This window comes from Pseudomonas cerasi, assembly GCF_027983475.1.
Lineage (GTDB): Bacteria > Pseudomonadota > Gammaproteobacteria > Pseudomonadales > Pseudomonadaceae > Aquipseudomonas > Aquipseudomonas cerasi.
On sequence record NZ_JAQJVM010000003.1, the window covers coordinates 477,265 to 500,468 of the forward strand.

Consider the following 23,204-nt stretch of genomic DNA (forward strand, 5'->3'; position numbering starts at 1 on the left):
TCTGCAATGGCAAGCCCGGGCGGCACCATGCAGCTTGATCGAAGCATGGACATCGAGTTGCGCCTGCTGATCGAGGCGATTTACCTTCAGTACAGCTACGACTTTCGTGACTACTCCGGCGCTTCGGTCAAGCGCCGCGTGATCCATGCGTTGCGCCAGTTCGATTGTGCAACCATCTCCGCGCTGCAGGAACGTGTGATCCACGACCCTGCGGCGTTCATGCAATTGCTGCAGATTCTCACGATCCCGGTCAGTGAGATGTTCCGTGATCCCTCGCACTTCCTGGCAATCCGTAATGAGGTCGTACCGGTGCTGCGTACCTACCCGTCACTCAAGGTATGGATTGCCGGCTGCAGCACGGGCGAGGAGGTCTATTCCACGGCTATTCTGTTGCGTGAAGAGGGGCTGCTGGAGCGAACCATCATTTACGCGACCGATATCAATCCCAGCTCGCTGGAGAAGGCCAAGCAGGGCATCTTTTCCATGGACAGTGTGCGGGCCTACGCCGAGAACTATCGAAAGGCGGGAGGGCAGCGCGATTTTGCCGAGTACTACACGTCCGCCTATGACTACGCGATCTTCGACAAGACGCTGTGCGAGAACGTCACGTTTGCCGATCACAGTCTGGCCACAGATAGTGTATTCTCCGAAACGCAATTTATTTCGTGTCGTAACGTACTGATTTATTTCAACAAAAAGCTCCAGGATCGAGCGTTCGGGCTGTTTCATGACTCGCTGTGTCATCGTGGTTTTCTGGCGTTGGGCAGCAAGGAGACGCTGGAATTCTCAGCGTACGGGGGCGCTTTCGAGGCGCTGGTGAAACCCGAGCGGATTTACCGGAAATCATGAAAACCACGTTTGGCGATGACGCCTTGAGTCACTCGTTGCCCGTGGTCGATGCCATTGTGGTCGGCGCATCGGCCGGCGGCGTGGAAGCCTTGCTGAAAATATTCAGCGGCCTGCGCAAGGGTTTTGCGTTGCCTATCCTGATGGTTCTGCATTTGCCTGATGACCGGCATAGCCAGTTGGCCAATATGTTTCAGAACCGTCTGGCGATTCCGGTCAAGGAAGCCGACGACAAGGAGAGCATAGTGCCCGGCACTTTGTATGTTGCGCCAGCGGGCTATCACGTCTCGGTGGAGTCCGACTTTTCCCTGTCGTTGAGTCAGGAGGACAAAGTGTTTTATTCAAGGCCCAGTATCGACATTCTGTTCGGTTCGGCTGCTGATGCCTATGGGTCGCGACTGGCCGGGGTGCTGTTGACCGGTGCCAATAATGACGGTGCGAACGGGTTGCTGCAGATCAAGACGTACGGTGGTTTCACGGTGATTCAGGACCCCTCGCAGGCCCAGGCTTCTACCATGCCTGAAGCTGGCCTGGCGCTGCACTCGCCCGATTACCTCCTTTCCCTGAACGATATTGGCCGCTTGCTGGTCGAGCTGGAACGAACCGCATGTTAAGTGAAATTCAGGCAAAACTGCTTATCGTCGATGATTTGCCGGAAAACCTGCTGGCGCTCGAAGCGTTGATCAAGCGCGGTGATCGAATCGTCTACAAGGCGCTGTCTGCCGATGAGGCGCTGTCACTGCTGCTGCAGCACGAATTCGCCATGGCCATCCTCGACGTGCAGATGCCCGGGATGAACGGCTTCGAGCTGGCCGAGATGATGCGCAGCACGGAAAAGACCAAAAGCATTCCAATCGTCTTCGTCAGTGCCGCCGGGCGCGAGCTGAATTACGCCTTCAAGGGTTATGAAAGCGGTGCCGTGGACTTCCTGCACAAGCCGCTGGATATTCACGCGGTGAAGAGCAAGGTCAATGTGTTCGTCGATCTTTACCGGCAGCGCAAGGCCATGAAGATACAGGTCGAGGAACTTGAGCACAGTCGCCAGGAGCAGGAGGCCTTGCTCAAGCGTCTGCAGTCGACCCAGAGCGAGCTGGAGCATGCGATTCGTATGCGTGATGACTTCATGTCCATCGTCTCTCACGAGGTACGCACGCCGCTCAACGGCCTGATTCTGGAGACCCAGCTGCGCAAGCTGCACCTGGCCAAGGACAACGCAGCGGCGTTTACCATGGAAAAGTTACGTGCCATGGTCGATCGCGATGAGCGGCAGATTCAGAGCCTTATCCGCCTGATCGAAGACATGCTCGATGTATCGAGGATTCGTACCGGCAAGCTGTCGATCAGGCCGAGTCCGTTCGACCTGAGCGAGCTGGTCACTCAACTGCTGGAAAGTTTTGCCGCGCAGATCGCCGCCGCCAATTCCACGATCACCCGGTTCGCCGAGCAGCCGGTAATAGGCGTCTGGGATGAGTTCCGCATTGAGCAGGTGGTTGCCAACCTGTTGACCAACGCACTGCGCTACGGCGCGCGAAAGCCGATTGAAGTGCATGTGTACAGCAAGGACAGCGAGGCCTTCATTGAAGTGAGGGATCAAGGTATTGGCATTACGGCCGAAAACCAGAAGCGCATCTTTCAGCAGTTCGAGCGGGTGTCGACTAATCACGCTGTTGCCGGGCTGGGTCTTGGGCTGTTCATTTCCGATCAGATCGTCATGGCTCACGGCGGTCGCATCGAAGTGGAGAGTGAAGAGGGCAAGGGTTCGGTGTTTCGTATCTGTCTGCCTCTGTAAGGTCGCCGCCTCCGGCGATCAAGTTTAATCACACGTTGGCGCAACCTCCCACGCGTGCCGTGGTCGTAATGGCAGCTATTTATAAGATCAAAGGCAGTTCAATGAGCGCTGATGCAGAAAACGTCGTACTAATCGTCGAAGACGAGCCCCTGATCCTGATGCTTCTGGCCGATTATCTGTCGGGTGAGGGTTATCGTGTCCTGAAAGCCGAGAACGGCGAGCAGGCTTTCGAGATTCTGGCGACCAAACCCCATCTCGACCTGATGATCACCGATTATCGGCTGCCGGGCGGCGTCTCGGGCGTACAGATTGCCGAGCCTGCGATCATGCTCCGGCCCGAGTTGAAGGTGATTTTCATCAGCGGCTACCCGGCAGAGATACTCGATTCGGGCAGCCCCATCGCGCTGAAGGCGCCTATTCTCGCCAAGCCCTTCACCATGGACACCCTGCACACCCAGATCCAGAAACTACTGGCTTGAGCGGCCTGCCTGCCCGACGAGTGAGCGGGCAATCTGATAAATCTGCGCTGCCTGAAGCCTGAGTCTTGCTCAGGCTTCTATCATTTCCCGTACTTTTGACGTCAGGTGATCGAACGCAAAGGGTTTGGTGATCAATTGCATTCCTGTGTCCAGAAAGCCCCCGCGCACCGCCGCATGTTCTGCATAACCGGTGATGAACAACACCTTGAGTTCCGGCCGCAGTTGCCTCGCGATGTCCGCCAGTTGCCTGCCGTTCATGCCTGGCAGGCCTACGTCGCTGATCAATAGATCGATACGCCGTCCGGATTCCAGTATGGGTACTGCGTCCGCTGCCTCGCCAGCCTCGATAAAGGTGTAGCCCAGCTCGCCAAGCACTTCACTGACCAGCGCGCGCACGGCAGGGTCGTCCTCAACGATCAGTACCGTCTCGCCGTTCTCGGCGTAAACGGCATTGCTCTGGAAGCTTTGCTCGGCCTCATCCGCCAGTCCCTGAAAGCGCGGCAGAAACAGTTGTACGGTAGTGCCGACGCCGACTTCGCTCTTGATCAGGACGTGGCCATGCGATTGCTTGCTGAAGCCGTAGATCATCGAAAGACCCAGCCCCGTGCCCTGGCCGATGGGTTTGGTGGTGAAGAACGGGTCGAACGCTCGACTGATGACGGTTTCAGGCATGCCACAGCCATTGTCGCTGACGCTCAGTACGACATAGTCACCCGGCAGCAGGTTCTCATGGGCATTGGTGAAGGATCTGTCCAGTTGCTGGTTGAACGTCTCGACCACCAGCGTGCCGCCGTCAGGCATGGCGTCGCGGGCGTTGAGTACCAGATTGAGCAGGGCGCTCTCCAACTGATTGGGGTCGGCCTCTGCGGTCCACAGATCGTGTGCCAGGCGCAGCTGCAAATGAATGCTCTCGTTAACGCTGCGCTGTAGCAGTTCATCCATGGCGTTGACCAGATGATTCATTTCGACCGGCTTGGAGTCCAGCGACTGACGCCGTGAGAAGGCCAGCAGACGATGGGTCAGGGCGGCGGCGCGGTTTGCTGAGGTGACCCCCAGATCGATCAGGCCGTTCAGGTCCTCGACACGCCCGCGCGCCAGCCGGCGTCTTATCAACTCGAGGCTGCCGATGATCCCTGTCAGCATGTTGTTGAAGTCATGGGCAATCCCGCCGGTCAACTGGCCGACTGCCTCCATTTTCTGTGACTGGCGCAGAATTTCCTCTTTGTGACGTAGCTGCGAGGTTCGCTCTTCAACCTGTTGCTCGAGCGTTTCATTGAGGCGGCGCAACTGCGACTCGGCCTGCTTGCGCTCGGTGATGTCGGATGTCACGCCCGCCAGTGAGCCGACCAGACCGTTCTTGCCGCGCGTGGCACGGGCGCGCACATCCACCCAGTTGAGTGAGCCGTCCGGCCAGATATTCCGGTATTCGATGATCAGATCGACACCGGTATCCAGGCTGCGCTGCAACGCCGATTGCATTCGGGGCTGGTCTTCGAAATAAACGGCGGCCAGCCAGTCGTCGTAACCGAAGGTGTTCTGCTCGTCGCGGCCGTAGTGACTTTTGGTGATGTCCGAACAGGTCAGTTTGAGATATTCGGCTTCCAGAACCCATGAGCCCAGCCTGCCGGCCTTCAGGGCATTCTGCAGGCGGCCTTCACTTTCGTGCAGATCCTCCATGCGCGCGCGAGCTTCATACTGGCGTCTACGGCCGCGCACCGCTGTCATCACCAGACTCACCAACGTCACCGGATGGAAAGGGCGTTCGAGAAAGGTCACGTTGCCCAATAGATTACCCATGCGCGCAGAGGGGTTGTGATCAGGTCCGTGGGTCAGCAAGACGATAGGCAAGTCCGACCAGGGCGGCTGACGGCCAAGCAGCTCCAGCAATGGGGTCATATCAGTGTTGCGCAGTGCCTCGTCGGCGATGATCGCCAGACCGGCACCGGCCCCCAGCTCTCTGACCAGTTCGGGCACGTCACGGGCGATCGTCGCGGGGTAACCTGCTTCGTCGAGAATACGCATGGCGATCTGACTGTCCCGCCCGCGTGGGGCGAGAATGATCGCGCGCTCTGATAACAGACCTGGGGTACTCACAGGTCGTCATCCTCAAGCAGCGGTTTCTTGTCGCCCATGTACGACGGCACACCGCGCAGTACACCCTGAAAGGCCTCCAGCGGTTCACCTATTTTCAATCCGCTGGAACTGATGCGGTACTCACGGATTGTTGACTCGTGAGTGCCGGTGCGTTTCTTGATGACCGATATCGCACGGCGTACCTGACCCAATGCTTCAAAGTAACGCAACAGAATCACACTGTCGGCAAGGTAGGTGATGTCTACTGGCGAGCGCATATCGCCGACCAGTCCGTGCTGCGCAACGGTCATGAAGGTCGAGGCGCCCTGGCGATTGAGGTAAAGCAGCAGCTCGTGCATGTGCAGAACCAGCGCGCTTTCTTCAGGCATTGCAGCCTGATAACCGTTGATACTGTCGATGACAACGGTCTTTATCTGCTTTTTATCGACTGCACGCCGCACACGGTGTGCGAACTCGCCAGGGGACAGCTCTGCGGCGTCGATCTGCTCGACCACCAGATTGCCGGTTTTCTGCAGTGCACGCAGGTCGATCCCCAGCTTGAGCATGCGCTCGAACAGCAGGCCCATTTCCTCATCGAATATGAACAGACCGACGCGCTCGCCGCGTGCGACCGCCTGCACGGCGAAAACCAGCGAGATGAGCGATTTCCCGGTCCCGGCCGGGCCAAGAATCAGGGTGCTGGAGCCACCTTCGATGCCGCCTCCGAGCAGGTTATCCAGCTCCTGGATTCCGCTGCTCAATTGAGTGCGCGAGTAGTTGGAACGGTGTTCGGCGGCTACCAGGCGAGGAAAGACGTGTATGCCATTCTCGGCAATGGTGAAGTCGTGAAAACCACCGCGATACTTCTGGCCGCGGTACTTGACGATTTTGAGACGCCTGCGCTCGGCACCGTAAGTAGGTGTCAGTGCCTCAAGGCGAATCACCCCGTGGGCAACGCTGTGCACGGTCTTGTCGAGTGCCTCGGTGGTCAGGTCATCGAGCAGCAGCACTGTCGCGTTGTAGCGGGTGAAGTAATGCTTGATGGCCAGAATCTGGCGCCTGTAGCGCAACGAACTCTGCGCCAGAAGACGGATTTCCGAGAGGCTGTCGATGACGACGCGAGTAGGTTTGACACGCTCGACCACCTCGAATATCTGCCGCGTCGCCTCACCCAGCTCCAGGTCAGAGGAGTAGAGCAGGCTTTGATGATGATCCGCATCGAGCAGGCTTTCAGGCGGTGTCAGTTCAAAGATATTGATATGTTCGTCGAGCTGCCATCCGTGCGAGGCTGCACCCGAGCGCAACTCGCTTTCAGTCTCGGACAGAGTGATATACAACGAGATTTCGCCCGCTGCCGCCCCGGCCTGCAGAAAATGCAGCGCCACGGTTGTCTTGCCGGTTCCGGGTTCTCCCTCAAGAAGAAACACATGACTGCGTGAAAGACCTCCTGCAAGGATGTCATCCAGGCCTTCAATGCCGGTTGCCGCTTTTGACGTATTCAAGTATCGCCCTCTGATAACCGTACGGGTTTTGTTAATGCCTCATTACTGGACCGTCAGGTACTGCGACCGTTCCCCCTATTTGAGGGGAACGTCCATATCCAATATAGCCGGGCGGGTAGTTTTCGGGTCCTGCAAATGTCACTTCAGTCCGGTTACGATGTGTCTGTTGCAGTTGTTATAGTCCTGCGCCTGAACACCCACCTGCTTGAGGGATCACGTCGTGACCGATTATCAAAGTTTCCGGGTCGAGCTGGGCGACAGCGTTGCTCACGTACAAATCAACCGGCCTGAAAAACTCAACGCGATGAACGAGTCGTTCTGGACGGAGATAATCGACATCTTCGATTGGATAGAGCGTACCGACGAGGTGCGCGTTGTGGTGCTCAGCGGTGCAGGCAAGCACTTTTCGTCCGGCATCGATCTGGCATTGCTGGCTTCGGTCGCCAGCCAGTTGGGTAAGGACGCAGGGCGCAATGCACGTCTGTTGCGGCGCAAGATCCGCGACATGCAAGCCTCGTTCACGGCCGTGGACAATTGCCGCAAACCGGTTCTTGCCGCCATTCAAGGCTACTGCCTGGGCGGTGCCATCGACCTGATTTCTGCGTGTGACATGCGATATGCGGCGGCTGACGCGCAGTTCGCCATTCGCGAGATCGACATGGGCATGGCCGCCGATGTCGGCACGCTGCAACGCCTGCCGAGGATCATCGGTGATGGTGTGCTGCGCGAACTGGCCTACACCGGGCGTAGCGTCGGCGCTGAAGAGGCGCAACGGATCGGGCTGGTCAATCGCACCTTCGAGGACACTGAAGGTCTGTTGCAGGGTGTTCTGGCGGTGGCTCGGGAAATAGCCGGCAAATCGCCCATCGCTATCGAAGGCACCAAGCAAATGATCAGCTACATGCGCGATCACAGAGTGGAAGACGGCCTCGAACACGTTGCCATCTGGAACGCAGCCATGCTGCAATCACCTGACCTGAAGCTGGCGATGGCTGCGCAGATGAGCAAGCAGAAGCCGGTCTTCGATAATTGATACATGACAAGGCTCGAGTCTGAGCGAAGGAGTTTCTAATGTCGCGCCCGGAGCGTTGGACAACTGCAGTTCTGGATGTCGAGGCCCCTGGCGGTTTGGCTGTGGTTCAGGGTGATCAGGGTTTTTTGCTGGATGCCAATGGGGTGATGTTCCCCAGAGGCTGGCTGAACGGGCTGGACCTGCCGGTGCAGAGCGAGCACGGCATAGGCTATTTCGAGGGTGAGCCTGTCTACCTTCTGGTGCTCGAACGCTCGGTTACCGTCGAGGGCTGCGCCTGGCAAGGCTTGCGTCAATTCATGCTGGAAGGCGACTTCGCTGTTTTCCAGATGCTCGGCTACGCCGCGCAAGTCAGCACATGGGCGAGGGAACACCGTTTCTGCGGTGCCTGCGGTCGTGCGACGGTGCAGATTCGCGGCGAACGTGCGATGTTCTGCGAGCATGACAACCTGCGGCTGTACCCGCGTATTTCGCCCAGCATGATTGTGCTGGTCACCCGTGGCGATGAAATCCTGCTGGCGCGCTCACCGCGGTTCGTCACCGGTATGTACAGCGCACTGGCCGGGTTCGTGGAGCCGGGTGAATCTGCCGAAGACTGCGTGCATCGCGAGGTGATGGAAGAGGTGCAGGTGCGCATCAAGAACCTGAAGTACCGCGGCAGCCAGTGCTGGCCGTTCCCGCACTCGATGATGCTCGGGTTCCATGCCGAATACGAAAGCGGTGAAATCGTGCCCCAGGCAGAAGAGATTGAAGACGCACGCTGGTTTCATGTCGATGACCTGCCGCCGTTGCCGGCCAATCGGTCGATTGCCCGCTACCTGATCGAGGCGTATCTGGCCGAGCGCTCAGGCGCCCCCGAACCAGTGTTGCCAGGCTAGGCGCACGGTCAGGCCCAGAACCACGGTGATGAACACCGGGCGGATGAATTTGGCACCGCCCTTGATCGCGGTGCCTGCACCGAAGTAGGCACCGAGCATCACCGCAAGGCCCATGCTCAGGCCGATGATGTAATCCACTTGGCCGGAAAGCATGAATACCGAGAGCGCCACGGCATTGCTGACGAAGTTCATGCTGCGCGCCACGCCGCTGGCCTTGACCAGATCAACCGGGTAGAGCAGCAGGGTGCTGACTGTCCAGAACGCGCCGGTACCCGGTCCGGCAACACCGTCGTAGAAACCCAGGCTCACTCCCTGGGGAAGCTGCCATTTCCTTTTGATCGGTGCGTTGCTGTCCAGAGGGGCCTTGGGCGTGCCGCCAAACAACAAATACAGTCCGCAACCGAACACGATCACCGGCAACATCTGGTTCAGCCATTCGGCTGGCAGGTAATGGGCAATCACAGCGCCTAGCGCGGCACCGATCGCAGTGCCGACCACGGCATGCAGCCATTGGCGCGGATCGAACAGTTTGCGACGGTAGAAGGTGAAGCTGGCCGTCGCTGAACCAAAGGTCGAACTGAGCTTGTTGGTGCCCAGCACCAGATGCGGCGGCAGGCCGGCGGTCATCAGCGCCGGGGTGGTCAGCAGTCCGCCGCCACCGGCGATGGCGTCTATGAATCCCGCTATGAAAGCAACCACGGCAAGAATGGCGAGGGTGGTCAGGTCGACGCTGAGTTCAAAGGGCATGGTGGCAGGGGGCTTATGGCGAGGACGGCAAGGGGGCAGAATGGCTGCCCGAACGTGGCGCATTCTACCCTTGTGCAACGCTTGCAGGAAGTCAGATGTCGGCGAGCGCGACCCAGCGCTGCTCGGCTGCGGCCACGCGAATGGCCGTCGCCAGGCGCTCGATCTGCCACGCTTCCTCGAAGTCCGGGCCACGCCTGTGCTGACCGCATACGGCCTGGATGAGCGCTTGTACTTCGAGCGCCTTGAGCTCGTTGTAACCCAACTGGTGACCAGGGGCCGGGCAGAACGCGGCGTAACCCGGTTGTGCAGGGCCGGCCAGCAGTCGCTGAAAACCATCGCGTCCGGCTGTGCCTGTGCGGTAGAGGTGCAGCTCGTTGAGCCGCTCTTGATCGAACGCCAGCGTGCCCTTGGTGCCGCTGATCTCGAAACTCAGGTGGTTTTTGTAGCCGTGTTTGAGCCAGCTGCTGCTGAACGTCCCGCGCGCACCACTGGCAAAGCGCAGTAGCGCGTGGGTCTGATCGTCCACTGCAATGGCGCGCATCTGTTGGCTGCCGCTGTTCGCCGGGCGTTCACGGTGCACGGTGCTGGAGTCGGCGCAGACTGATTCGATGTCGCCCAGCAAATGACGCGCCATCGCCAGCAAGTGGCTGCCCAGATCTGCCAGCGCACCGCCCGCGTGCGCCGCTTCACAGCGCCACGACCAGGGGGACGCCGGATCGCCCATGAAATCCTCACTGAACTCACCCTGAAAGCTGACGATCTCGCCCAGTTCGCCGGCTTCGATCATTTCCCTGGCGAGTCCGATCATCGGGTTGTGCTGGTAGTTGTAGCCAACCTGGGTGACGACACCCGCAGCCTTGGCACTGCGGCGCATTTCATCGGCCTGGGCGAGATTCACGGCCAGCGGTTTTTCGCAATACACCGCCTTGCCTGCGGCGATGGCGGCCATGGCCATGGGGAAGTGCAGGTGATTGGGGGTAGTAATCGCCACGATCTGTACGTGCGGATCATTGATCAATTGCTGCCAGTCAGCGTGGCTGCGGTCGAAGCCCCAGGCGCTTGCGCATCGCTCGGCGCGTGCACTGTCGGCGTCCGCCAGCGCGGAGAGTCGTATACGTGCAGGCAGGTCAAGCGCAGCGTTGGCGTTGCCAAACGCCAGCGCATGAGCGCGGCCCATGAAGCCGGTGCCGATCAGTCCGATACCCAGTTGCGCAGGCGATGTGGAAAGGGATTCCCGCATGACATTCTCCAAAAAGGATTGTTGTTATGCGGAAAATATATTCCAATTATTTTAATTTTGGAAAATTAATTCATTTTCTTTTTTTCTGCGGGCCAAGTGGGCTTCAGGATAAAAAGCCGCCGTCGACGTTCAGTGCGACGCCAGTGGTATAGCTGGAGGCCTCGCTGGCAAGGTAAAGCACCGCGCCGGCCATCTCGCTGGGAGCGGCAACGCGTTTCAGCGGGATCTGCGACAGCGCCATGTTGAGGATCGCGTCATTCTTGACCAGTGCCGATGCGAACTTGGTGTCGGTCAAACCGGGAAGCAGGGCGTTGCAACGGATGCCGAACTCAGCGCACTCCTTGGCAAACACCTTGGTCATGTTGACCACGGCTGCCTTGGTCATCGAATAGACGCCTTGATAGGCGCCCGGCGATACCGCGTTGATGGACGCCACGTTGATGATGCTGCCGCCGCCGTTTTCGCGCATCAGCTTGCCAGCTTCCACGGACATGAAAAAGTAACCGCGAATATTGACGTCGACGGTCTTCTGGAAGGCCCCGGGATTCGTATCCAGCACGTTGCAAAACTGCGGATTGGTGGCGGCGTTGTTGACCAATACATCCAAGCGCCCGAACTGCTGACGAATCTGCGTAAATGCATGGGTTATCTGTTCCAGCTCACCGATGTGGCAGGCAATGGCTGTTGCCTTGCCACCCTCGCTGACGATGGCGTCCGCTACCGCCTGGCAACCCTCGAGTCGGCGACTCGAGACGATAACGTGCGCGCCTTGCTGGGCCAGTAGCCGGGCAATGGCTTCACCGATTCCTCGGCTGGCACCTGAAACGAAGGCAACCTTGCCATCAAGGTCGAAGAGCTGGGTTCTGGACATGTCATTTCCTTGTCTTGGCGCTGGCGGTCAGAGGCTGGATTTTTCGATTACGCTCAGGCTCATCTGCTCCAGCAGCCTGTTCATGTGAATGAATTGGGCAAAGCGCTTGTCCTGGGTCTGGCCATGGAAAAAGCGGTAATAGATCTGTTGCACGATACCGGCCAGACGGAACAGGCCGTAGGTGTAGTAGAAATCGAAATTGTCGATGCGCACGCCGGCGCGCTCGGCGTAATAGTCGACAAAAGCCTGGCGGGTCAGCATCCCCGGCGCATTGCTCGGCTGGCGGCGCATCAGTTGCACCGGAGCCGGATCGTCAGCCTGTATCCAGTAGGCGAGGGTGTTGCCCAGGTCCATGAGCGGATCGCCGAGCGTGGTCAGCTCCCAGTCCAGCACGCCGATGATGTGCATCGGGTTGGCGGGGTCGAGGATCACATTGTCGAAACGGTAGTCGTTGTGCACGATGCTTGAGGTGGGGGAGTCGGCAGGCATTTTGGCGACCAGCCAGCGTTTGACCTGCTCCCACGCCGGAGCGTCCGGGGTCAGTGCTTTCTCATAGCGCTCGCACCAGCCGGAAATCTGCCGTTGCACATAGCCTTGCGGCTTGCCGAGGTCACCCAGGCCACAGGCCTGATAATCGACGCGATGCAGGTCCACCAGTTTGTCGATGAAGTTTTTGCACAGCTGTTCGGTCTGTCGGGCATCCAGCGCCAGTTCCGGCGGCAGGTCGGAGCGCAGGATAACCCCTTTGACGCGCTGCATGACGTAGAACTCCGAGCCGATCAGTGACTCGTCGGTACAGTGCAGATAAGCCTCGGGACAGTAGGGAAAGGCTTCCTTGAGCTGATTGAGAATACGGTACTCGCGGCCCATGTCATGGGCCGAACGCGCCTTGTGTCCGAAGGGTGGACGACGCAGTACCAGTTCCCGCTCAGGGTACTGAAGCAGATAGGTCAGGTTCGATGCACCGCCCGGAAACTGACTGATCGCCGGCGTGCCGTGAAGATCCGCCATGTGCGCCTTCAAATACGCGTCGATTCGGAAGGCGTCCAGTTCTTCGCCGCTGCGAACCTCGGTGGACTGGTCAGTCAGTGCCATACGTATCCCTTGTGTTTATTATGGTCAGCGCAAACTATTGACTAATCTAATGATCGTCCAATCCGCGATCAAGCGCATGGGCGCTTTATAGGCTAGCGTGTTGCCGGGCAATCAGTAGCTCTGATCGCTGTTTTACAGAAAGGTGCGTGCATAAAAAAACCGAAGCCGGCGGGGCTTCGGTCTCAGGTAGTCCAGTCTGCCGTGTGCGGCAGGTTTATACCGGGAACAGTTCGCTGAGCTTCATGGCCAGCATCATGTCGCCTTCGGCACGCAGCTTGCCACCCATGAACGCCTGCATGCCATCGGTCTCGCCGCTGACGATGCCCTTGAGGGTCTGGCTGTCCATGACCAGGGTCACGTTGGCGTCAGGGTTTTCGCCTTCCTCCAGTTGGCAGGTGCTGTCCTTGACGATCAGCGCGTAGTGTTTATCTTCGTCGGTGATGTTGAAGCCGAAGACCAGGTCCAGACCGGCAGCAGCAGCTGGGTTGAACTTGTCTTTCATTGTCTGTACGGCGTCTGCTACTGAGGTCATGAGGTGATCCTTTTAGAGTGAGTGCCAGCGTCCGACAGGACGCGATTGGCCGGGCTCAGCGATAGGTGATGAGCTCCGGCGCCTTCAGCAGTTGCAAATGTGTGTAACCGTTGAAGGAAGCCAGGGTCACGTCGTTGCCTTTGAATTTAAGCTGATGCAACGACGTATTGACGATGTGCCAGTGAAGCTCCAGTGCCTTCAATGCAGGCATTCCGGTAACAAGATGCAGCAGGGCAGTAATGGTGCCTCCGGAGGTGAATACCGCGATACGCTCATGCGGGCCGGCAGCCTGGAGAATCCGCTTCAGGCCTGCTTCGACGCGGGCCACGAACGCCTGCCAGCTTTGCAGGCCCGGTGTGTCGTGATTGCCACTCAGCCAGCGCCCGGTAATCAGGTTGAACAGGCGCTGGAACCCTGCAGGGTTTGCGGCAACGTCGCGCAGAATATCCAGCGCCTGTGGTTCGTCTTCGAGCATCGCCGGTATCAACGCCTTGATCACGCCTTCGGCATCGAATTCATCGAACGCGCTGTCCAGCTGCACGGCAGGCGTATCGAGGCCTGCTTCGGTGTACTGGCCCAGTACATGCTGGGCGGTGTCTTTCTGGCGCATGAGTTCACCGGACACGCAGCGATCGAAGCTCAGGCCCTGCTCGGCAAGGTAGGCACCCAATACCTGAGACTGACGAATACCCACGGGCGACAGCACGTCGTAATTGTCTGCACCAAATGAGGCCTGGCCATGTCGTATCAGGTAGATGCTGCCCACGTCCGTTTCTTCTCGGTACGTTGAAGGTTCGCCGAGGTTATGAGGGATGCCGGGGGACTGTCAATGAAAAAACATACGCTCGTTTGAAATCATCGTTTTAATGGTTTGTAACGGGTCATTGGCTGGTGCACTGCACAGGGCGTCGGTATGCTGCATTCATCACAGCCCTTGATTGGTAAGGGCCTGACACTAATGAGGGATATTCGTGGATTTCGTTGTCGATTACGCAAGTTTTCTGGCCAAGACCGTGACGCTGGTGATCGCCATCGTTGTGGTACTGGTTGCCATTGCGTCCATGCGTGGCAAAGGCCGTCGCAAGTCTTCCGGTCAATTGCAGGTCACCCGGCTCAATGATTTCTACAAGGGCCTGCGCGAACGGCTTGAGCAATCATTACTCGACAAGGAGCGCCTCAAGACGCTGCGCAAGGAGCAGGGCAAGGCGCTGAAGAAAGAGAAAAAGCAGGCCGAGCCCAAGGCCCGCGTCTACGTGCTGGATTTCGACGGTGACATCAAGGCATCGGCCACTGAAAGCATGCGTCATGAAATCACCGCGTTGCTGACCCTGGCCACCGACAAGGATGAAGTGGTCCTGCGCCTGGAAAGCGGCGGCGGCATGGTCCACAGCTACGGCCTGGCGTCCTCGCAACTGGCACGCATTCGTCAGGCGGGCATCCCGCTGACCGTGTGCATCGACAAGGTCGCAGCCAGCGGCGGCTACATGATGGCGTGCATAGGCAACAAGATCATCAGCGCACCGTTCGCCATCCTCGGGTCCATTGGTGTGGTGGCACAACTGCCCAACGTCAATCGCCTGTTGAAGAAGCACGACATCGATTTCGAAGTGCTGACCGCGGGTGAATACAAGCGCACCCTGACCGTGTTTGGCGAAAACACCGAGAAGGGCCGCGAGAAATTCCAGCAGGACCTGGACATCACCCACGACCTGTTCAAGAACTTCGTTGCCAGCTACCGCCCGCAACTGTCCATCGACGAAGTGGCGACTGGCGAGGTATGGCTGGGCATGGCGGCGGTCGACAAGCTGCTGGTCGATGAACTCAAGACCAGTGACGAGTACCTGGCCGAGCGTGCCAAGGATGCAGACGTGTTCCACCTGCACTACGTGCAACGCAAGAGCCTGCAAGAGCGCATGGGGATGGCGGCAGCCACCTCAGCGGATCAACTGGCCACCAAGTGGTGGGGACGTTTGACTCAGCAGCGGTTCTGGTAGGTGTGGATGGCAAGGTGGCCTGAGTCGAGCCTCAAGTTACCCGATATCACAGAGCCGCTGTGTGACGCAGAGCGTCACGAACTGCATGCCGACGCGGAGCGTCGGCACGATCTTCATTAGTATCTAAGCCGTGCTTTAGCCACTTGCTTTAAAGTGCTTTTCAACCACGATGGCACTGACGACGCAGAGTGCGACGTTAGTGACAGGCGAAGGAACCCGACGAAGTCGGGCCGGAAACAGGAGCGAGGACTTTGCCTACTTTGGTCCCTCAAAGTAGGGCGCCGAGAGGCGAAAAGGGGGCTTGAGTCTTATCTGAATCTACCTGGCATCGAAGAACCCTTTTGTGACGCGCAGCGCCACAAACGAGGACGCAAAGCGTCCAGAACTGCGCTCCCACGCTGGAGCGTGGGAACGATAGTCATCTTAGGTGAACACCGGAGCGATGACTCAACGTCGCCTGAATCAGCGGCGGCGGAACAGCGGCAGCGGCTCGTCGGTCGCGGCCTGATAGGTGACCGAGAAGTCCTTCAGGCCTTCCAGCGCCTCGTATGGATCCTTGTCGGCACGCACCGCAAACGCATCGAAGCCACAGCGGCGCATGTAAAACAACTGATCACGCAACACGTCGCCGATGGCGCGCAATTCACCCTTGTAGCCAAAACGATCACGCAGCAGGCGCGCATTCGAAAAGCTGCGGCCGTCAGTGAACGCCGGGAAATTCAAGGCGATGACCTGAAACTGGTCGACGTCCTCGCCGATCTCCTCGGCTTCCTCATCGCTGTCCAGCCACACACCCAGACCGCCGTCACGTGCCTTCAGCGAATGCGCGTGTTCGCGCCACAGCGCCAGCGGCACGATCAGGTCGTCGCAGTTCGACAGGCTGTCAAAGGCAGTATCCTTGGGCAGCAGATGCCAGGTTTCATCGATGACTTCGTTGTTCTTAATGATTCGCTGCATAGACGCGCTCCTTGAAAGGGTCAATGCCAATACGTTGGTAGGTGTCGATGAAACGCTCGTCTTCAGTCCGTTTTTCAACGTAGACGTCGATCAGCTTCTCGATCACGTCCGGCATCGCCTCCTGGGCAAAGGAAGGGCCGAGAATCTTGCCCAGGCTCGCATCACGGCTGGCACTGCCGCCGAGCGAGACCTGATAAAACTCTTCACCTTTCTTATCCACGCCCAGCACGCCGATATGGCCGACATGGTGGTGGCCGCAGGCGTTCATGCAGCCGGAGATATTCAGGTCCAGCTCGCCGATATCGAACAGGTAGTCCAGATCGTCGAAACGACGCTGGATGGATTCGGCGATCGGGATCGACTTGGCATTGGCCAGCGAGCAGAAATCACCGCCCGGGCAGCAGATGATGTCGGTCAGAAGGCCAATGTTCGGCGTGGCGAAACCATTGTCGCGCAGCTCGTTCCACAGCGTGAACAGCTCACTCTGCTCGACATCGGCAAGAATGATGTTCTGCTCGTGAGAAGTGCGCAGTTGACCGAAGCTGTAGCGATCGGCCAGGTCGGCAATGGCGTCCAGTTGCTTGTCGGTCACATCGCCCGGGGCGACGCCGGTTGGCTTGAGCGACAGGGTCACGGCAATGTAGCCGGGCTTCTTGTGCGCCAGCACATTGCGTTGACGCCAGCGAGCGAAGCCGGGGTGCTGAGCGTCCAGCGCTGCCAGTTCGGCGTGCTGATCGCTGAGGGGCTTGTATTGCGGGTCGACGAAGTGGCGGGAAACGCGCTGCACTTCGGCTTCGGTCAGGGTGGTCTGACCGCCGCGCAGGTGCGCCATTTCAGCGTCGACCTTGGCGGCGAACACTTCAGGGGTCAGCGCCTTGACCAGAATCTTGATTCGCGCCTTGTACTTGTTGTCGCGACGGCCATAGCGGTTGTAGACCCGCAGGATGGCGTCGAGGTAGCTCAGCAGGTCCTGCCACGGCAGGAACTCATTGATGAAGGCACCGACGACAGGAGTACGGCCAAGGCCGCCACCCACCAGAACACGGAAGCCCAGTTCGCCCGCTTCGTTGCGCAATGGCTCGAGGCCGATGTCATGCACTTCGATGGCTGCACGGTCACTCGTCGAGCCGTTGATCGCGATCTTGAACTTGCGCGGCAGGTAAGCGAATTCGGGGTGGAAAGTGGTCCACTGACGGACGATCTCGCACCATGGGCGCGGGTCTACCAGTTCGTCTGCCGCCACACCGGCAAACTGGTCGGTGGTGACGTTGCGCAGGCAGTTGCCACTGGTCTGGATAGCGTGCATCTGCACGGTCGCCAGTTCAGCGAGAATATCGGGAACATCTTCAAGCGCAGGCCAGTTGAACTGTACGTTCTGGCGGGTACTGATGTGCGCGTAGCCTTTATCATAATCGCGCGCGATTTTCGCCATCATGCGCGCCTGGCGCGAGGTCAGCTGACCGTATGGAACGGCCACGCGCAGCATGGGCGCGAAGCGCTGAACATAAAGACCGTTTTGCAGGCGCAACGGTCGAAACTCTTCTTCGCTCAGTTCCCCGGCCAGGTAGCGTCGGGTCTGATCCCGGAACTGCTTGACGCGGTCCTCGATGATCTTCTGATCGTAATCGTCGTATACGTACATATAGGTCCTGTTCTCAGGCTTCGTCATGAAGCAGGGCAGTGGCGTCAGTCTGGAAAAAGCCCGCTGCTCGTTGTTTCCTGCTTCATCTGGTCAATTCTGCGCGCACGGCCGCGCACTCCCTGGGGAGCGAAGGCGACGATAGCAGTTTGCAGTTATCGATAAAAGTGATGTTTATATATATGCAAATCACTAAAAGCGATAAGCAAAACCGCGTCCGTGCATATCCCTGCTTGCCGTGTGGGCAAGACTCGACTTAACTGAACGTTGACCGATGCCGAGCAGGTGTCGGAACACTCCTATTCATGTGCAATCACCCACAAGACCGACAAGAGGCGATGCGATGAGCAAGCACCCGAAAGTAGCCAAGCCCGGCAGATCCGTGGACACCTGGGCCATTTTATTCATTGTCATTCTGGCGGTAGGCGCAGCGATGTTCTGGGCCAGCAGCCAGTGAAGGGCTGATAAAGAATCTGCCGGAGTCTCCAGAACCTTGCTGCCGCAGCCGATAACACGCTCGTAGTGCTAAATCCCTGCTGCTTCAAGGTTCGTTGATATGAAGGCTTTACATGCTGGCTGGCTGTTACTGTGCAGTTGTCTCTGGGGCGGGGCGACACATGCCGCCTCGGTGGTATTTCTGAACCCCGGCGCACCATCCGATGGCTATTGGCAGAGTTACTCCCGGGTCATGCAGACGGCTGCCGACACCACCGGCATGTCACTGAAAATACTCTATACCGAGCGCGACACTCGCAAGTTGCTCGATCTGGCGCGAGCGGCGCTGCAAGGGGATGAGCGCCCGGATTACCTGTTGTTTTCCAATGAGTTGAATATCGCCCCTGAAGTCCTGCGTATGTCCGTGGGCAGCGGGGTCAAGCTGTTTGCCGTCAACAATACGCTGACCGAGGACCAGATTCGGATTCTCGGTGATCTGCCATCGCGTTATCCGGACTTCATCGGCAGCCTGGTGGGCAACGATGAACAGGGCGGCTATCTGACGGCAAAGCGGCTTATCAGCCTCGCGGCGCCTGGCGCAGACGGTCAGGTCCTCGACATGCTCGCGTTTTCCGGGACCAACACCACGCCCGTTTCCCTGCTGCGTGAAAAAGGCATGCTGCGTGCCTTGTCAGAGCACCCAGAGGTGCATCTACGGCAGATTGCGCTGGGTGGCTGGCGCCGTGATCGCGCGCTCGAGCAGGCGCGCGTGCTGTTCAAGCGCTATCCGCAGACACGCCTGGTGTGGGCTGCCAACGAGCAAATGGCGTTCGGTGCGATGGATGCATTGCGCGAGAGCGGCGGCAAGCCGGGGCAGGACGTGCTGTTCAGTGCGATCAACGGCACGTCGCTTTCACTGCGGGCTCAGCTCAATGGCAGCCTGAGTGTCGTGGCTTCAGGGCATTTCACCCTGGGCGGGTGGGCCATCATTCTCCTGCACCACTATGACACTGCTCAATGGCAGGCCCGGCAACAGATCGGCACACGAATCATTGATGTGATTCATGTGGTCGAGCCACAGGATGCGCAGCGCTTTCTGGATGCAGCCCGGGACGAGCATTACAGGCTCGATATCCAGGCATTCAATATGGAAACTTCTGGCGAAGCGTCGCCATTTTCGCTGAAAGGCATGTTGCCGCCTGACCACTCAGGCGGCAGATAACCGGTCAGGCGTTACTCGTCGTAGCCCAGGTTGGGTGCCAGCCAGCGTTCGGTGACGCTCAGGTCCTGACCCTTGCGGGCGGTGTAGCTTTCGACCTGATCCTTGTCGACCTTGCCCACTGCAAAATACTGCGCCTGGGGGTGGGCGAAATACCAGCCGCTGACCGCTGCAGCCGGGAACATCGCATAGTGCTCGGTCAGGAACACGCCGCTCTTGCCTGCGGTATGTTCGGCGCTGCCTTCCGGCAGTGGATCGAGCAGGGCGAACAGGGTGCCCTTTTCCGTGTGATCGGGGCAGGCCGGGTAGCCCGGCGCCGGGCGGATGCCCATGTATTGCTCCTTGATCAGCGCTTCGTTGTCCAGCGCTTCGTCCTGCGCATAACCCCAGTATTCCTTGCGCACCTGCTGGTGCAGCCACTCGGCGCAGGCTTCGGCGAGACGATCGGCAAGCGCCTTGACCATGATCGAGTTGTAATCGTCACCCTTGTCCTGATAAGCCTTGGCGACTTCCTCGGCGCCGATGCCGGCAGTGGCGATGAACCCGCCGATGTAGTCGGTCAGGCCGCTGTCCTTTGGTGCAACGAAGTCGGCCAGCGAGAAGTTCGGCTTGCCGTCGGGCTTGATGGTCTGCTGGCGCAGGTGATGCAGCCTGGCCAGCGGCTTGCCGTCGTCGCCATAGACTTCCAGATCATCGTCATTGACCTGATTGGCTGGCCAGAAGCCGAAGACCGCGCGGGCGCTGATCAGCTTCTCGTCGATCAGCTTGCGCAGCATCTGCGTGGCGTCAGCATACAGCGCAGTGGCCGCTTCACCGACCACTTCGTCGGTGAGGATGCGCGGGAACTTGCCAGCCAGATCCCAGGAAATGAAGAACGGCGTCCAGTCGATGTACTCGGCCAGCACGTTCAGATCGATATCCTGCAGCACCCGGGTGCCGGTGAACGTCGGTTGGGCAGGGGTGTAGTTTTCCCAGTCGAACTGCGGCTTTTTGGCCACCGCAGCACCGTAGCTCAGGCGTTCGGTGCGCGCGCTGCGTGCCGAGGTGCGCTCACGCACTTCGACGTATTCGAGTCGGGTCTTTTCAATAAAGGCCGGCTTCAGCTCTTTCGACAGCAACTGGGTCGCGACGCCGACCGCTCGGGAAGCATCGGTGACGTAGATTACTGCGTCATTGCTGTATTTGGGCTCGATCTTCACCGCCGTGTGCGCCTTGGACGTGGTCGCGCCGCCGATCATCAATGGCAGGTGGAAGTCCTGGCGCTGCATTTCTCTGGCGACATGGACCATTTCGTCCAGTGACGGCGTGATCAGGCCGGACAGGCCGATGATGTCGCATTTCTCGTCGCGGGCCACTTGCAGGATTTTCTCTGCAGGCACCATCACGCCCAGGTCGACAATGTCGTAGCCGTTACAGCCCAGTACTACGCCGACGATGTTCTTGCCGATGTCATGCACGTCGCCCTTGACGGTGGCCATCAGGATTTTGCCCTTGGCTTCGGGCTTGTCGCCCTTTTCCAGTTCGATGAACGGAATCAGGTGCGCCACTGCCTGCTTCATCACGCGCGCGGACTTGACCACTTGAGGCAGGAACATCTTGCCTGCGCCAAACAGGTCACCGACCACGTTCATGCCTGCCATCAGCGGGCCCTCGATCACTTCGATAGGGCGGGTGAATGCCAGGCGCGACTCTTCGGTGTCCTGGACGATGTGCGTGGTGATGCCCTTGACCAGCGCGTGTTCCAGACGCTGATTGACCGGCCAGCTGCGCCATTCCTCGGTTTCGGCCTCCTTGACGCTGCCATCACCCTTGAACTTGTCGGCAATTGCCAGCAACGCATCTGTGCCCTCGGGATTGCGGTTGAGCACTACGTCTTCGACGCAGTCACGCAGTTCAGCGGGAATCTGGTCGTAGATTTCCAGCTGCCCGGCGTTGACGATGCCCATGCTCAGTCCATTGCGGATTGCATGCAGCAGAAACACCGAGTGGATCGCTTCACGCACCGGGTTGTTGCCACGGAACGAGAACGACACGTTGGACACGCCACCCGAGGTCAGCGCATACGGCAGCTCGTCACGGATGTAGGCGCAGGCGTTGATGAAGTCCACGGCGTAGTTGTTGTGCTCTTCGATACCGGTGGCGATGGCGAAGATGTTCGGGTCGAAGATGATGTCTTCCGGCGGGAAACCCACTTCGTTGACCAGAATGTCGTAGGAGCGCTTGCAGATTTCCTTCTTGCGCGCCTCGGTATCGGCCTGACCCTGTTCGTCGAAAGCCATGACCACCACGGCCGCGCCGTATCGCTTGCACAGTCGCGCGTGATGAATGAACTGCTCGACGCCTTCCTTCATGCTGATGGAGTTGACGATGCCCTTGCCCTGGATGCACTTGAGGCCGGCCTCGATCACTTCCCACTTCGAGGAGTCGATCATGATCGGTACGCGGGAGATGTCCGGCTCGCCTGCGATGAGGTTGAGGAAGGTCACCATGGCCTTCTTCGAGTCGAGCATCCCTTCGTCCATGTTGATATCGATCACCTGGGCGCCGGCTTCGACCTGCTGCAGGGCGACTTCCAGGGCTTCGGTGTAGTTGTCTTCACGGATCAGGCGGGCGAAGCGGGCAGAGCCGGTGATGTTGGTACGCTCGCCGACGTTGACGAACAGCGACTGGCGATCGATGGTGAACGGTTCGAGGCCCGACAGGCGGCAGGCCTTGGGGATGTCCGGAATTTCCCGCGGCGCGTAACCGGAAACCGCCTCGGCAATCGCCTTGATGTGCGCCGGGGTGGTACCGCAGCAGCCGCCGACGATGTTCAGGAAGCCGCTCTGGGCGAACTCTTCGATGATCTTCGCCGTCTGGCTCGGCAGTTCGTCGTATTCGCCAAATGCATTCGGCAAGCCGGCGTTGGGGTGCGCGGACACATGGGTGTTGGCTTTATTGGCCAGCTCTTGCAGGTAGGGGCGCAGTTCGCTCGCGCCCAGTGCGCAGTTCAGGCCGACCGAGATCGGTTTGGCATGACTGATCGAGTTCCAGAACGCTTCGGTGGTCTGGCCGGACAGGGTGCGCCCCGAGGCATCGGTGATGGTTCCGGAGATCATGATTGGCAGTTCAAAGCCCACTTCTTCGAATACACCCTGTACGGCAAAGATCGCCGCCTTGGCGTTGAGTGTGTCGAAAATGGTCTCGATCAGGATCAGGTCGGCACCGCCCTCGATCAGCCCCTTGGTCGCTTCGGTGTAGTTCTCGACCAGTTCGTCGAAGGTCACATTGCGATAGCCGGGGTTGTTGACGTCCGGCGACAGCGAACAGGTGCGGCTGGTAGGGCCCAGCACGCCCGCCACGAAACGCGGCTTGTCCGGGGTTTCCAGTGTCTTGGCGTCTGCGACCTTGCGCGCCAGGCGTGCGCCTTCGACGTTCAGCTCGTAGACGATCGATTCCATGCCGTAATCGGCCTGAGACACCTGGGTGGCGTTGAATGTGTTGGTTTCGAGGATGTCGGCACCGGCATCCAGATAAGCCTTCTCAATGGCGCCGATCACGTCAGGGCGGGTCAGGATCAACAGGTCGTTGTTGCCTTTGACATCGCTGGGCCAGTCGGCGAAACGCTTGCCGCGGTAATCCTGTTCTTCGAGCCTGTAGCTCTGGATCATGGTGCCCATGCCGCCATCGAGGATCAGGATCCGCTGTTTCAGAGCAGTGAGAAAGGCTTGATGGCGGGCGCTGCGGTCAGACATGGGGGCTACCTTGAGAAGGTCGATTCTTTAAAGAACGGGATGATAGCAAACCGGAACGGTTTTGGTGTTGTTGCGCCTTTTGCATGAAAATCATTCATGTTGGAGCGAGTGATGCCCTTGTAGAATTATGCCATTTTAATATCA

The 23,204-nt window shown here is 58.9% G+C and carries 19 protein-coding genes; 8 read left to right on the forward strand and 11 right to left on the reverse strand.

Annotated features, from left to right (window positions below):
* Window positions 1-27 precede the first annotated feature (27 nt).
* From PI739_RS18390 to PI739_RS18405, 4 genes are all read left to right on the forward strand, one after another.
* Window positions 28-849 carry a CheR family methyltransferase gene (locus tag PI739_RS18390; RefSeq protein ID WP_003369355.1) on the forward strand — a complete coding sequence of 274 codons (822 nt, stop codon included), beginning with the start codon at window positions 28-30 and terminating at the stop codon, window positions 847-849.
* A complete protein-coding gene (locus PI739_RS18395) occupies window positions 846-1,460 on the forward strand; it encodes a chemotaxis protein CheB (protein ID WP_271352083.1) in 615 nt (204 codons plus the stop codon). The genes PI739_RS18390 and PI739_RS18395 overlap by 4 nt, the downstream gene beginning before the upstream one ends.
* Complete coding sequence (locus PI739_RS18400; RefSeq protein WP_271352084.1) at window positions 1,454-2,635, forward strand: hybrid sensor histidine kinase/response regulator; 1,182 nt, start codon at window positions 1,454-1,456, stop codon at window positions 2,633-2,635. Before PI739_RS18395 ends, PI739_RS18400 begins: the two co-directional genes overlap by 7 nt.
* A 101-nt stretch (window positions 2,636-2,736) precedes the next feature.
* A complete protein-coding gene (locus tag PI739_RS18405) occupies window positions 2,737-3,114 on the forward strand; it encodes a response regulator (protein ID WP_003318062.1) in 378 nt (125 codons plus the stop codon).
* 69 nt (window positions 3,115-3,183) lie between these two features.
* On the opposite strand, the gene PI739_RS18410 is transcribed toward PI739_RS18405, so the two are convergent.
* Entirely contained in the window at window positions 3,184-5,208 is a 2,025-nt protein-coding gene (locus PI739_RS18410) for a response regulator (protein ID WP_003434144.1), read from the reverse strand.
* Window positions 5,205-6,689, reverse strand: coding sequence for an ATPase domain-containing protein (locus tag PI739_RS18415; protein ID WP_187599763.1), 1,485 nt, complete (start codon window positions 6,687-6,689; stop codon window positions 5,205-5,207). Before PI739_RS18415 ends, PI739_RS18410 begins: the two co-directional genes overlap by 4 nt.
* Window positions 6,690-6,909: 220 nt before the next feature.
* Here PI739_RS18415 and PI739_RS18420 point away from each other — a divergent pair, with 220 nt between their 5' ends.
* Both PI739_RS18420 and nudC read left to right on the forward strand, forming a co-directional pair.
* Entirely contained in the window at window positions 6,910-7,722 is an 813-nt protein-coding gene (locus tag PI739_RS18420; RefSeq protein ID WP_003369367.1) for a crotonase/enoyl-CoA hydratase family protein, read from the forward strand.
* Window positions 7,723-7,760: 38 nt separating this feature from the next.
* Window positions 7,761-8,597 (forward strand): NAD(+) diphosphatase, encoded by an 837-nt coding sequence (nudC, locus tag PI739_RS18425; RefSeq protein ID WP_046719454.1) that lies wholly within the window; start codon window positions 7,761-7,763, stop codon window positions 8,595-8,597.
* On the opposite strand, the gene PI739_RS18430 is transcribed toward nudC, so the two are convergent.
* The 6 genes from PI739_RS18430 to PI739_RS18455 form a co-directional block, all read right to left on the reverse strand.
* On the reverse strand, window positions 8,565-9,344 hold the full coding sequence (locus PI739_RS18430) for a TSUP family transporter (protein WP_271352085.1): 780 nt from the start codon (window positions 9,342-9,344) through the stop codon (window positions 8,565-8,567). The genes nudC and PI739_RS18430 overlap by 33 nt on opposite strands.
* Window positions 9,345-9,435: 91 nt before the next feature.
* A complete protein-coding gene (locus tag PI739_RS18435; RefSeq protein WP_003434140.1) occupies window positions 9,436-10,584 on the reverse strand; it encodes a Gfo/Idh/MocA family protein in 1,149 nt (382 codons plus the stop codon).
* 103 nt (window positions 10,585-10,687) lie between these two features.
* The gene (locus tag PI739_RS18440) at window positions 10,688-11,455 is read right to left on the reverse strand and encodes an SDR family oxidoreductase (protein ID WP_271352086.1); all 768 of its coding nucleotides are present in this window, start codon (window positions 11,453-11,455) and stop codon (window positions 10,688-10,690) included.
* A gap of 27 nt (window positions 11,456-11,482) precedes the next feature.
* A complete protein-coding gene (locus tag PI739_RS18445) occupies window positions 11,483-12,550 on the reverse strand; it encodes a phosphotransferase family protein (RefSeq protein WP_044308207.1) in 1,068 nt (355 codons plus the stop codon).
* 214 nt (window positions 12,551-12,764) lie between these two features.
* A complete protein-coding gene (locus PI739_RS18450; RefSeq protein ID WP_003369381.1) occupies window positions 12,765-13,082 on the reverse strand; it encodes an SCP2 sterol-binding domain-containing protein in 318 nt (105 codons plus the stop codon).
* A gap of 55 nt (window positions 13,083-13,137) precedes the next feature.
* Window positions 13,138-13,848, reverse strand: coding sequence for a histidine phosphatase family protein (locus tag PI739_RS18455; protein WP_046719451.1), 711 nt, complete (start codon window positions 13,846-13,848; stop codon window positions 13,138-13,140).
* A gap of 205 nt (window positions 13,849-14,053) precedes the next feature.
* Here PI739_RS18455 and sohB point away from each other — a divergent pair, with 205 nt between their 5' ends.
* Window positions 14,054-15,076: a protease SohB gene (gene sohB / locus PI739_RS18460; protein ID WP_003369385.1), complete on the forward strand. Its 1,023-nt coding sequence runs from the start codon at window positions 14,054-14,056 to the stop codon at window positions 15,074-15,076.
* Window positions 15,077-15,538: 462 nt separating this feature from the next.
* Here the strand turns inward: sohB and PI739_RS18465 are convergent, their stop codons facing one another.
* Together PI739_RS18465 and PI739_RS18470 are read right to left on the reverse strand one after the other, a co-directional pair.
* Window positions 15,539-16,033, reverse strand: a complete 495-nt coding sequence (locus PI739_RS18465; protein WP_003369387.1) for a DUF934 domain-containing protein — start codon at window positions 16,031-16,033, stop codon at window positions 15,539-15,541.
* Entirely contained in the window at window positions 16,017-17,675 is a 1,659-nt protein-coding gene (locus PI739_RS18470) for a nitrite/sulfite reductase (RefSeq protein WP_003434137.1), read from the reverse strand. The genes PI739_RS18465 and PI739_RS18470 overlap by 17 nt, the downstream gene beginning before the upstream one ends.
* A 553-nt stretch (window positions 17,676-18,228) precedes the next feature.
* Between PI739_RS18470 and PI739_RS18475 the strand changes: the two genes are divergently transcribed.
* The gene (locus tag PI739_RS18475) at window positions 18,229-19,329 is read left to right on the forward strand and encodes an ABC transporter substrate-binding protein (RefSeq protein WP_054081477.1); all 1,101 of its coding nucleotides are present in this window, start codon (window positions 18,229-18,231) and stop codon (window positions 19,327-19,329) included.
* Between the two features lie 11 nt (window positions 19,330-19,340).
* On the opposite strand, the gene metH is transcribed toward PI739_RS18475, so the two are convergent.
* Window positions 19,341-23,060: a methionine synthase gene (gene metH, locus PI739_RS18480; RefSeq protein WP_054081476.1), complete on the reverse strand. Its 3,720-nt coding sequence runs from the start codon at window positions 23,058-23,060 to the stop codon at window positions 19,341-19,343.
* Window positions 23,061-23,204 lie beyond the last annotated feature (144 nt).